The sequence below is a fragment of the Rhizobium sp. NLR22b genome (assembly GCF_019685295.1).
Classification (GTDB): domain Bacteria; phylum Pseudomonadota; class Alphaproteobacteria; order Rhizobiales; family Rhizobiaceae; genus Rhizobium.
The window spans coordinates 234,538-245,808 of sequence record NZ_JABDWM010000009.1 but is presented as its reverse complement, the minus strand read 5'-3'; the positions used below and the strand labels follow the sequence as shown (position 1 = coordinate 245,808).

Annotated in this window: 12 protein-coding genes and 2 pseudogenes; 8 read left to right on the top strand and 6 right to left on the bottom strand. The window is 59.3% G+C overall.

Going from position 1 to position 11,271, the window contains the following annotated elements; genetic code table 11:
• Both HJC00_RS17095 and HJC00_RS17090 read left to right on the top strand, forming a co-directional pair.
• On the top strand, positions 1-2,416 hold a 2,416-nt coding region (locus tag HJC00_RS17095; RefSeq protein ID WP_221164390.1), incomplete at its 5' end, for an RHS repeat domain-containing protein.
• Positions 2,403-2,759, top strand: coding sequence for a hypothetical protein (locus HJC00_RS17090; RefSeq protein ID WP_210631556.1), 357 nt, complete (start codon positions 2,403-2,405; stop codon positions 2,757-2,759). The genes HJC00_RS17095 and HJC00_RS17090, both read left to right, overlap by 14 nt.
• Here the strand turns inward: HJC00_RS17090 and HJC00_RS33155 are convergent.
• Positions 2,746-3,003 (bottom strand): annotated as a pseudogene (locus HJC00_RS33155) (hypothetical protein); the annotation flags it as partial. The gene HJC00_RS17090 and the pseudogene HJC00_RS33155 sit on opposite strands and share 14 nt — an antisense overlap.
• Before the next feature lie 140 nt (positions 3,004-3,143).
• A complete protein-coding gene (locus tag HJC00_RS17085; RefSeq protein WP_221164389.1) occupies positions 3,144-3,401 on the bottom strand; it encodes a YjhX family toxin in 258 nt (85 codons plus the stop codon).
• Between the two features lie 310 nt (positions 3,402-3,711).
• On the opposite strand from HJC00_RS17085, the gene HJC00_RS17080 reads away from it, so the two are divergent.
• Positions 3,712-4,221: a GNAT family N-acetyltransferase gene (locus HJC00_RS17080; protein WP_221122841.1), complete on the top strand. Its 510-nt coding sequence runs from the start codon at positions 3,712-3,714 to the stop codon at positions 4,219-4,221.
• 3 nt (positions 4,222-4,224) lie between these two features.
• Here the strand turns inward: HJC00_RS17080 and HJC00_RS17075 are convergent, their stop codons facing one another.
• Complete coding sequence (locus tag HJC00_RS17075; protein ID WP_221164388.1) at positions 4,225-4,536, bottom strand: DUF1294 domain-containing protein; 312 nt, start codon at positions 4,534-4,536, stop codon at positions 4,225-4,227.
• Between the two features lie 146 nt (positions 4,537-4,682).
• On the opposite strand from HJC00_RS17075, the gene gatB reads away from it, so the two are divergent.
• The 5 genes from gatB (at position 4,683) to HJC00_RS17050 (ending at position 8,220) form a co-directional block, all read left to right on the top strand.
• On the top strand, positions 4,683-6,185 hold the full coding sequence (gene gatB, locus HJC00_RS17070; RefSeq protein ID WP_221164387.1) for an Asp-tRNA(Asn)/Glu-tRNA(Gln) amidotransferase subunit GatB: 1,503 nt from the start codon (positions 4,683-4,685) through the stop codon (positions 6,183-6,185).
• Between the two features lie 3 nt (positions 6,186-6,188).
• A complete protein-coding gene (locus tag HJC00_RS17065) occupies positions 6,189-6,692 on the top strand; it encodes a GNAT family N-acetyltransferase (protein ID WP_221164386.1) in 504 nt (167 codons plus the stop codon).
• Between the two features lie 4 nt (positions 6,693-6,696).
• Positions 6,697-7,170, top strand: coding sequence for a GNAT family N-acetyltransferase (locus tag HJC00_RS17060; RefSeq protein ID WP_221164385.1), 474 nt, complete (start codon positions 6,697-6,699; stop codon positions 7,168-7,170).
• A 102-nt stretch (positions 7,171-7,272) separates the two neighbouring features.
• A complete protein-coding gene (locus HJC00_RS17055; protein WP_064712858.1) occupies positions 7,273-7,671 on the top strand; it encodes an NADH:ubiquinone oxidoreductase subunit NDUFA12 in 399 nt (132 codons plus the stop codon).
• A 114-nt stretch (positions 7,672-7,785) separates the two neighbouring features.
• Positions 7,786-8,220 (top strand): DUF2155 domain-containing protein, encoded by a 435-nt coding sequence (locus tag HJC00_RS17050; protein ID WP_210631549.1) that lies wholly within the window; start codon positions 7,786-7,788, stop codon positions 8,218-8,220.
• A 71-nt stretch (positions 8,221-8,291) separates the two neighbouring features.
• On the opposite strand, the pseudogene HJC00_RS17045 reads toward HJC00_RS17050, so the two are convergent.
• From HJC00_RS17045 to accC, 3 genes and pseudogenes are all read right to left on the bottom strand, one after another.
• Positions 8,292-9,218, bottom strand: a pseudogene (locus tag HJC00_RS17045) (DUF2167 domain-containing protein).
• A 75-nt stretch (positions 9,219-9,293) separates the two neighbouring features.
• Positions 9,294-9,908, bottom strand: a complete 615-nt coding sequence (gene aat / locus HJC00_RS17040; RefSeq protein WP_221123909.1) for a leucyl/phenylalanyl-tRNA--protein transferase — start codon at positions 9,906-9,908, stop codon at positions 9,294-9,296.
• 7 nt (positions 9,909-9,915) lie between these two features.
• Complete coding sequence (accC, locus tag HJC00_RS17035) at positions 9,916-11,265, bottom strand: acetyl-CoA carboxylase biotin carboxylase subunit (protein WP_210631546.1); 1,350 nt, start codon at positions 11,263-11,265, stop codon at positions 9,916-9,918.
• Positions 11,266-11,271 lie beyond the last annotated feature (6 nt).

The window sequence follows — 11,271 nt, the reverse complement described above, 5'->3', positions numbered from 1 at the left end:
CAGCTATGACTGGCAGGACCGGGTGATCAAGCAGGTCAATCCCGACACCAGCCAGAAGCTCTATCAATATGCGGCGCAGTCGGCACTTGTGACCGACGTCACCAGACTGCCGGTGTCGCTGACGGTCATGACCGACGAGGAAAACCATCCGCATCGCAGCTATGCCGATGCGGACGGCAATGTCATTGCCCTGCAGTCGCAGCTCGGCGCGAACTGGGTCACGGAAAACCGCAGCTACGACCCGCTCGGCCGTCTGCTGGGGGTGCGCGACCCGAAGGGCGCGCAATGGACCTACACCTATGATCTGCTCGGCAACCGGCTGACGGCAAGCGATCCGGATCTCGGCAACTGGTCCTATGCCTATGACGATGCCGGCCGGCTGATCCGCCAGACGGATGCGCGCGGCGCGGTGACGACGATCGCCTACGACCAGATGGGCCGGGTCACCCGCAAGGAGGTGACGGAACCGGGTGCGACGGTGCCGACCCTGCTGGCCGAGAACAGCTATGACGAGCCGGCCGCCACCGGTTCGTCGCACAATGCCGGCATGCTGACCAAGGCCGAGAACGCCAATGCGACGGTGACCTACACCCGTTTCTATAACGGCGCCGGCGACAAGGTCATCACCCGGGCGGTCATCGACGGCGTGGCGAACACGACCACCGTCGAGCACGGCCCGACCGGCAAGACCACGGCGATCGGTTATCAGCCTGCCAACATCGTCGTCGGCAAAAGGACCTTGCCCTGGCTCTACAACGACGCCGACCTGCTTTCCAGGATCCCGGGACTGATCGACTCGACGAGCTACGAGGCCGACGGCCAGACGCAGACGATCAATTACATCAATGGCGTGACGACCAGCTTCAGCTATTCGCCGACCCGGCGCTGGCTGGACCGGGTGACGACGGCAATGGGCACGACGGTGCTGATGGACAATCAGTACAGCCGTGACAAACTCGGCCGGATCAAGTCCATCACCGGCCTGACCGCCAACGACAACTGGACCTATGGCTATGACGATCTCTCTCGTCTGACCGGCGCCGACAATGCCGGCGACAACACCCTCGACGAGACCTACAGCTACGACAGCAATCACAATCTTCTCTCCCGCACGCGGGTCGGCAGCTATGTCTATCCGACGACGGCATCGGCGATCCGCCCGCATGCGGCAACGCAGATCGGTGCCAAGACCATCGACTATGATGCCAACGGCAACATGGTCTCCGATGGTAGCCGCACGCTGAACTGGGACGGCGCCAACCGGCTGGCGAGCGTCACCCAGGACGGCGCCACGGTGACCTTTGCCTATGGACCGGACGGCGCCCGGGTGAAGAAGAGCTGGGGCTTCGGCACGACGCTCTATCCCGACGCCAATGTCGAGATCGACCGCTCGACGCCCGGCACCGACATCTACACCCTTTATCCGCATCCCGACGCCAAGATCGTCGTCACATCAGGCAGCACCGAGCAGGACAAGTTCTTCCTGCACCGCGATCATCTCGCCTCGGTGCGGCAGGTGACCAACGAAAGCGGCTACCGGGTCGAGCAGACCGGCTATGCCGCCTATGGCGAAGCCACCAACACCAGCTTCCAGACCAAGAAGAGCTATATCGGCGAACGCTTCGATCCCGAAACCGGGCTGATGTATCTCAATGCCAGATATTACGATCCGGCGTTCGGACGGTTCATCTCGCCGGATGACTGGGACCCGACCAAGGAGGGCGTCGGCACAAACCGCTACAGCTACTCCGAAAATGATCCGGTCAATAAGTCCGATCCGAATGGGCATTCGATCAATTACTCAGACAGTTGGGGACAGCGCAGCACCGAGCCGCTTAATGGACGCTTGTCCCGCGCTGATGATGGCTTGAAATCTGAAATCAACGTCAGTCTGAACGCCGGAGCGACAGCTGGCAGCAGGTCGTTTGCAGGCGGCCTATTCGGTGACGAGCCGGATGTAGAAGAAGAAGGTGAAGCCAGCAACTTTGAGTTCCAGCGGCATCAAATGGATGAGCAACTGGAGAAACATATTCTTAGCCCGTCGGCCGGTTTCTTTAACAAAGAAATGCATGGCGTCGATATCAAAGGCATCGGAATTGGCGCACCCATGTCGATGGGAACGTTCAAATCTCCAGCCACAAAAGCATACGCTCGCCCCTCGAATGCCACTACGCCAAAGCAAAGAACCTTTGTTCAAGGTAAATCATGTGTTGAGTGTGGGGCCGCAGGTGGAAAAATGATCGCCGATCATATCAAATCCCTCGTAATAGAATATTATGAAAATGGATCAATCGACAAAACGCGGATGCGAGATATAAAATCGGTTCAGCCACAGTGTGTTATCTGCTCTGCTAAACAAGGCGGATACTTAAGCAATTTTTCTCGTCAGATGAAAAAGGAAAATGGATTTGAATAAGAGCCTTGCAATAGCCCAGAAGGAGATCTGCGATCGCTATGGCTCCCCACTTGTCGCTCCGCTGCCTCATCAAATTGTCGGAATTGCTCGCAATGTTAAATCTGGCTTTCGGCCGATTAATGGCCTCCGGCACCCAGTAGTAGGAAACACAACTGGTTGGTACATCTGGGCAGGTGAATACTCTTTTGCGGATGATTTTTTCAGTCCGCTTCATATCAGTCACTTGGCTGATTGGGCTCCGATCGTTGAACAATATCTTGGCCTTGCCCCGGGATGGCGTTTCTTGATCGACGGGGACTATGAGGACGTATGGTTTGATGAAGCGCTCCTTAGCGAAAGCTAAAGCCGAATTTAACTCTCTTTTCCCTTATCCTGTAAACCAGGGCATCGATTTGGCTGTTTGTGTGGCGATTGATGATCCTGGTAACCACGTCTGCCAGATAGGCCATCGACGCCGATGAGCTTTGCCGTTTTGATGAACGAGGCAATGGTCGCCAATGTTCGGCTCCTGTGCCGGAACCGGTTAAGAGCGCATTCTTACGATTGAGAGCAATTGGCGTTGAGGATCGTTCGACTGCATTGGAATCAAAACGACATGTCTAAGCCCTCGTTCGAGCTCAACATCGTCAATCAGACACTGATCCGGAAGGTGCGATCAAAACTCCGCTTACGCTCAACCCTGAACGCGCGGTCTGAGGCACGGTCAGAGCGCGTCGGTCGCCTGACCCTATCTATTGTCCAGCTGCGACCTGACCAGTCTCAGCCCTCGTTCGGTAATCCGGTAGGGTTGACCGCCTGAAGACCTGATCGCCTTTAGCCGCTTCAGTCTGCGGAAGAGATCGAGGTCGACGCCGGGATAGCGCCAGCCGTCACGGGTGAAGCAACTGACGTTCTCGATCTTTCTGTTGTCGTCTCGGATAATTTCGATGCGGCCGCCTTGGGCCATGAGATGCAGGATGCGCTGCTCCGTGCGGGAAATGTCCATGTTGTGAGATCCGGTATCCAGCCGTAGGCGCGCACAAAAACGATCTGGCGCGCATTCGAACGTCAGTGCTTCGTTTTTTCGGGCCCATGCGCGCAAGAAAACTTGCGGGCAGGGCCTTTACCGGGTCTCAGGAAGGCTCAACACAAAACACCTCGATCAGTTCTATTATTCAGCCCGGAAAAAGCGGTCAAGAGCATCCCTGTCGATGAAACCTGGTCGAAAACCCTGGTTTCGGTTGATCATGCCTTTGCAGCTACTGGTAAAGTCCGCGACTCAGTGATCTAGTCAGAGGGGTAACGCGGAGGTGTCGTTGATCCACATTCGCAATGCCCGCGACGGGGAAGCGGAACTGTTGAGCGAGATCGGGCTCAGGGCCTGGCAAAAGGCGATGGCGTCGATTGGCGAATCGGATGCGATGATCGACGCGGCGCGCAACGCCTTTCGCAACTTCGTGGAGAACGACTGGCTGACAATCACCGTCATCGAGCAGAACGGCCAGGTCGCAGGCTGGGCTGCACGCGAGGGATTGGACGAAACCATCTCGGATTTCTGGATCGATCCCGTCTTCACCCGGCAGGGACTCGGCTCAGCCCTTCTCGAACGCATCGAGAAGGATATCGCCGGCCGAGGCTTCGAGACGGCGGCGGTGCAGACCCATTCCAGCAATAGCGAGGCAATCGGCTTTTTTCGGAAGCACGGTTACGGTATCCACTGGCTGTCGGTCGCCTATAATCCGAAGCTTGACCGAGACGTGCCCTCTGTCGGGCTGACGAAGCCGCTGGTTTCGGAAAGCCAAGGCGGATATGGGCAGGAATTCTGAAGTTTAAAAGTTCAGATGAAGGCGAGGGGCCCATAGTGTCGCGAGGGCCAGCATCGTGGCCAAGGCGCCGTGAAGGATCAGGATCGCCGCCAGGATCGACCGGAACGGTTCCTTTTTCGTCTTGTGGCGCAGGATCTGTTGTGCCGCCAGCGCACCGAGGCTGCCGCCGATCAGCGCAAGAGTCAGAAGCGAGCGCTCGCTGATGCGCCACCCACCATTGCGCGCCGCCTGCTTGTCGAGGAAATAGATCGAAAATGCGATGAGGTTCAGCGCCAGAAACAGTGCGGCCGTTTTGGTGATGTCGGTCATCGTCATGCGGCTACATTGCCATCCCTCGGTTAACCCGCGGCAAATGTCGCCGCCCTCCGTCAAACCGCGGTCCGCGATGGGGAAAGCCTTGCACCGGAATGCCATTTCCTTTACCTCACCAGTGGAAAAGAACAGCCTGCAAAGAGCATCAGATGACCATTGTCGACGTCCGCACGCCCGATCCAAAACGCTTCATTCCCGGCGCCACCGGCGACTGGGAAGTCATCGTCGGCATGGAAGTCCATGCCCAGGTGCTGTCCAATTCGAAGCTCTTCTCCGGCGCTTCGACGGAATTCGGCAAGCCGCAGAATTCGAATGTTTCGCTGGTCGATGCCGCCATGCCCGGCATGCTGCCCGTCATCAACGAGGAATGCGTCAAGCAGGCCGTGCGCACCGGTCTCGGCCTCAAAGCTGAGATCAACAAGCGTTCGGTCTTCGACCGCAAGAACTACTTCTACCCCGACCTGCCGCAGGGCTATCAGATTTCTCAGTACAAGGATCCGATCGTCGGCGAGGGCAAGATCGTCATTTCGCTCGGGCCGGACCGCCAGGGCCAGTTCGAGGATATCGAGATCGGCATCGAACGCCTGCACCTGGAACAGGATGCCGGCAAGTCGATGCACGACCAGCACGCGACCATGTCCTATGTCGACCTCAACCGGTCCGGCGTGGCGCTGATGGAGATCGTCTCCAAGCCCGACATGCGCTCGTCCGACGAGGCCAAGGCCTATATGACCAAGCTGCGTTCGATCGTCCGCTACCTCGGCACTTGCGACGGCAACATGGATGAAGGCTCGATGCGCGCCGACGTCAATGTCTCCGTGCGCCGTCCTGGCGAGGCTTTCGGCACGCGCTGCGAAATCAAGAATGTCAACTCCATCCGCTTCATCGGCCAGGCGATCGAATATGAAGCGCGCCGCCAGATCGGCATTCTGGAGGATGGCGGCGAGATCGAGCAGGAGACGCGCCTCTTCGATCCGAACAAGGGCGAGACGCGCTCCATGCGCTCGAAGGAAGACGCGCATGATTATCGCTACTTTCCAGATCCGGATCTGCTGCCGCTCGAATTCGACGACGCCTTCATCAAGGCGCTCGAAGCCGATCTGCCGGAACTGCCCGACGACAAGAAGGAGCGCTTCGTGCGTGAACTCGGCCTGTCGGTTTACGACGCTTCGGTGCTGGTTTCCGAAAAGGCAATTGCCGATTATTTCGAGGCCGTGGCCGCCGGCCGCGACGGCAAGACGGCGGCAAACTGGGTGATCAACGACCTGCTCGGCGCGCTCAACCGTACCGGCAAGGACATCGAACAGACGCCGGTGTCGCCGGCACAGCTCGGCGCCATCATCGACCTCATCAAATCAGGGACCATCTCCGGCAAGATCGCCAAGGATCTCTTCGAGATCGTGCTGACCGAGGGCGGCGATCCCGCCGAGATCGTCGAATCGCGCGGGATGAAGCAGGTGACGGATACCGGCGCCATCGAGAAGGCCGTGGACGAGATCATCGCCGCCAATCCCGAACAGGTCGAAAAGGTCAAGGCGAAGCCGACCATGGCGGCATGGTTCGTCGGTCAGGTGATGAAGGCGACCGGCGGCAAGGCCAATCCGCAGGCGGTCCAGGCGCTCGTCAAGGCGAAGCTCGGCATCGAGGAATAGCCCGTGTATTTCGTCCGCACCGCCGGAGAGCGCGACCTCGAGAAGGTGCGCGTCCTTCTGGCGGAGAGCTTTCACGCCACCTATGACGAGCTCCACGGCAAAACAAAGGTGGACGATCTGATCGCCCATCTCTTTACGCCGGCAGCGCTGAAGGCGCGGCTGGTGCGCAGGGACGCCGAGTTCCTCGTCGCCGATAACGGCCGCAACATCGGCGGCGTGGGTTATGCGGCGATGTCGCACGCGCTGACGAAGACGGTCATGCTGCATCTCCTCTATGTCAGTCCGTCGCTGCAGCGCCATGGCATCGGCCGCGATGTCTTCGCCGAGCTCGAAACCTGCTTTCCGGATGCTGAGATCATGCGCCTGGAAGTCGAGCCGCAGAATGCGGCGGCGATCGCCTTCTACCGGGCGCATGGCTTCACCGAAGTCGGCCGCAATGAGAACAGCGGGCCCGGACAATCCGGCATTCCCTCGCTGATTTTCGAAAAACCGCTGGAAGGGCATTGACGCCGTGGCGGTCAAGTTGTCCGATATTCTCATTCCCGAAGCGCACAGGGATGATCTGCCGGCGCTTGTGGCGCTGTTTGCCGCCGATGCTCTCGGCGGTCACGGCGATACGACGGTTGCCGGGGCTTTTGCCGATTATGCCAGGGCCTTCGCCGTCATTGAGGCTTCGCCCGACCAGACGCTTTATGTCGCAGAGCGCGGCCGCGAAGTCGTCGGCACGTTCCAGATGATGCTCACGACCTCGCTGACAGGCCGTGGTTCTTCGACGATGACCATCGAGGCGGTGCAGACGCGGGCTGACATGCGCGGGCAGGGCATCGGCACCGGAATGATCGAATTCGCCATATCAGAGGCAAAAGGCCGCGGCGTGCGGCCGGTACAGCCGACGTCGAATGCCATACGCAGGGATGCCCATCGTTTCTACGAAAGGCTTGGCTTCAAGCCTTCGCATCTCGGCTTCAAGATGGCCTTGAAATGACCCCTGCCTCTCGTGGAATCGCTGGACAATTCGGCTTGGCGACGGCATAAGCGAGGAGCTAAATTCTGGTTTGGCCCGCACTGGCGGGCACAAGGAAAAGACATGCGGAATCTTCTGGTTCAAATCTTCACCTGGTGGAACAGTCAGACGATAGGCACGCGTTTTGCGACCTGGCGTTTTGGCAAGCGCGTCGGCGAGGATGAATTCGGCAACGTCTATTATGAAGGCGGCATGTCTTCCTATGGTCTGCCGAAGCGCTGGGTGATCTACAAGGGCTATGCCGAAGCCTCCGCCATTCCGCCGGGCTGGCATGGTTGGATGCATCATCGCACCGATGTTCCGCCGTCCAAGGAAAACTACGTCGCCAGGGAATGGCAGAAGGCGCATCGTCCGAACCTCACCGGTTCGCCGCAGGCTTACCGTCCGCCGGGCTCGCTCGCGGTTCCCGGCGAGCGGCCGCGCGTCACCGGCGATTACGACGCCTGGACGCCCGGCAACTGAGACGGCACGACCGGGCGATCGCAAGCCCGGCTTTTGGCCACAATTGACCTTTACCCGCAGGTTGGCCGCGCTAGACCGCGGCCGTGAACCGAAAATATCTGGAGACGGGTGCATATGAAGCTCTTCACGCGGAACATGGTCCTGCGTGGCGCCGGATCGCTGCTGGCGCTCTCGGCTCTGCTTCCACCGGTTGCGGCGCATGCCGCACGCATCGACAATCCGGTTGCCGTCTTCTCCGGCCTCGACAAGATCACCGGCCGCATCACGACGTTCGATGTCTATGTCAATGAGACGGTACAGTTCGGCGCGCTGCAGGTGACGCCGAAGGCCTGCTATTCGCGCGACCAGGCGGAAGCACAGAAGATCGACGGCTTTGTCGAAGTCGACGAAATCACCCTTGACCGCAAGATCCGCCGCATCTTTACAGGCTGGATGTTTGCCGACAGCCCCGGCCTCAATGCGGTCGAGCATCCGATCTACGATGTCTGGCTGAAGGACTGCAAGACAAGCTCGGACGTCCCGGCTCCGGACAAGGCGACAGCCCGCTGATTGATATCAGCTGGGACAGACTCCGAAAAAGCTTCACAATTTCGGCGCCGTCTCCTGGTTAAGCCGCGAGCCTATGCCGTGGGTGTCTTGTTTCGGGTGAAAAGACCTTTGGCAAACCGAAGCGCACCGCCAAGCACGACGACAATAAGGATGCCGGCCTTTTTCAGGAAGGCGGCGGCAAGCGCCAGGAGCCCTACCTTTGCGGCGATCTTGGCGCCAGCACCCGCGGCGATCATCCCGGCCATTCCGTAGGCTGCGATCTTGTCGCCTTCGACGAAGTCGGTATAGGCCATTCCCTTGTCGAACTGCACGAGCGTCGTCACGGTCGGAATGACCTGCTCGATCTCCTTCAACTGGTTCAGGCCGGCAACGAAATCGAACTCGAATACGCCCTGGCGACCAAGAACGCGTACGGAATAGTTAAGCGTATGCGGGGCTTGCGCATCATCGCCGAACAGCAGATCGCGCGCCCAATGCATCGCATGCGCAGACTTGTCGTAATGCGGCGTCGAGGCCCAGCCGACAAGCGTGATCTTTTGAAAACCCTGCTTTTCGCGCTCGACGTTGTTTTCGCGGATGGAATCCTTGATGTTCTGCAGCAGTTCATCGTAATCGGTCGTGGCGGCGTCGGCGTCTGAGACATAACCGTCGGCGCTGTATTCGACGATGGAACCCCACGCCTCGACATCGGTCGGCGCGTATTTCGCCGGGAAGATCATCCCCATCGTTCCCTCCGCCGCTTGCGGCGGATTTCCCCAGATATCGACCAGCACCTTCTTCGTATCCGCGGAATTGAGATATTAGAAGCCTTCGGGGATGTTCAGCGTTGCCTTTGCAGCAGGCAGCTTGATCGCGCCCTGCTGAAAGTCGAGCTTTTGCAGCAATGGTTTTTCTGCGTCCGAAAAAACCCTGGCAGGGAACATCTCCTGGTAAGGGCGTGCCTCGGCTTGACCCGTGAACAAGACGAAAAGGATTGCGGCCGCAAAATATCGTTTCAAAATTCTATCCCCCGTTGCAGGGCCAAACCTACTCAATTCGGCTCGAAAAGCAACGCAAGGAGGAAACGATCACGCTCAAAACTTCAGGTGTGGCGATTCCATCGCGCTGGCAAGCAGCAACGCATATTCAGCCTTCGGCACGTCGATCGCTCCGAACGTCTTCAGGTGCTCAGTGGTGAATTGCGTGTCGAGCAGCGTGAAGCCCTTTTCCCTCAGCCGGTCGACCAGGTGTACAAGGCAGATTTTCGAGGCGTCCGTCCGGCGTGAAAACATGCTTTCGCCGAAGAAGGCCGAGCCAAGCGAGACGCCGTAGAGACCGCCGACCAGTTGATCGCCGTCCCAGGCTTCAACGGTATGGGCATGACCGATTTCGAACAGCGTGGAATAAAGCGACCGAATCGTCTGGTTGATCCAGGTGCTCGGGCGCCCCGATGTTTCCTCGGCGCAGGCCGCGATCACCTGGTCGAACGCGTGATCGAATCGGATGTCGAAGGGTTTCCTGCGCACCGTCTTGGCGAGACTTTTCGAGATATGGAAATTATCGAGCGGCAGAACGCCGCGCAATTCCGGTTCGACCCAGAAGATCTCCGGGTCGTCGGCGGACTCGGCCATCGGAAACAGGCCGATGGAATAGGCGCGCAGGAGGATATCAGGGGTTATGCCTGGTGACTTCCTGCGCGATCCTGCCATTCCTGTCCTATGCCGCCGGCGTGTTGGCGAGGTAATGTTCCAGCCAGTGGATGTCATAGTCGCCGTTGGCGATATCCTGGTTGGAGACGAGATCCTGGAACAACGGCAGCGTCGTCTTGATCCCGTCGACGACGAATTCATCGAGGGCGCGGCGCAGGCGCATCATGCATTCGACACGGGTGCGGCCGTGCACGATCAGCTTGCCGATGAGGCTGTCGTAATAAGGCGGGATCTTGTAACCCTGATAGGCGCCGGAATCGATGCGCACGCCAAGGCCACCCGGCGCATGGAAATGGGTGATCGTTCCGGGCGAGGGCACGAAAGTGCGCGCGTCCTCGGCATTGATCCGGCATTCGATGGCATGGCCGGAGAAGTGCACCTCGTCCTGCGTCACCGAGAGACCGCCGCCGGAGGCGACGCGGATCTGCTCGTGCACCAGGTCGATGCCGGTGATCGCTTCGGTGATCGGATGCTCCACCTGCAAACGGGTGTTCATTTCGATGAAATAGAACTCGCCGTTCTCGTAGAGGAATTCGATCGTGCCGGCGCCGCGATATTTCAGCTTCTTCATGGCATCGGCGCAGATCTGGCCGATCTTCATGCGCTGCTCGACATTGAGCGCAGGCGAATTCGCTTCTTCCCAGACCTTCTGGTGGCGGCGCTGCAGCGAGCAGTCGCGTTCGCCGAGATGAATGGCGTTGCCTTCACCGTCACCGAACACCTGGATTTCGATGTGGCGCGGCTTGCCGAGATATTTTTCCATGTAGACGGCATCGTTGCCGAAGGCGGCTGCCGCCTCAGTGCGCGCCGTCGACCAGGCTTCGATCAGATCGGCCTCGCTCTTGGCGACCTTCATGCCGCGCCCGCCGCCGCCGGCCGTTGCCTTGATCAGCACGGGATAGCCGATTTCGGCGGCCGTCCGCAGCGCGTCCTCTTCGGTCTTCACCTCGCCGTCCGAGCCGGGAACGACGGGAATGCCAAGCTCCAGCGCCGTCGTCTTGGCGGTGATCTTGTCGCCCATGATACGAATATGATCCGCCGTCGGCCCGATGAAGGTGATGCCGTGCGCTTCGAGGATATCGGCGAACTTGGCATTCTCGGACAGGAAGCCGTAGCCCGGATGCACGGCGTCGGCGCCGGTGATCTCGCAGGCCGCGACGATCTGGTGGATGTTGAGATAGCTCTCGCGCGAGGAGGGCGGACCGATGCACACGCTTTCGTCGGCAAGACGCACATGCATGGCATCGGCGTCGGCGGTGGAATGCACCGCGACGCATGCGATGCCGAGCTCCTTGCAGGCCCGAAGCACGCGAAGGGCGATTTCCCCGCGATTGGCGATGAGGATTTTCGAAATCATGGGCTT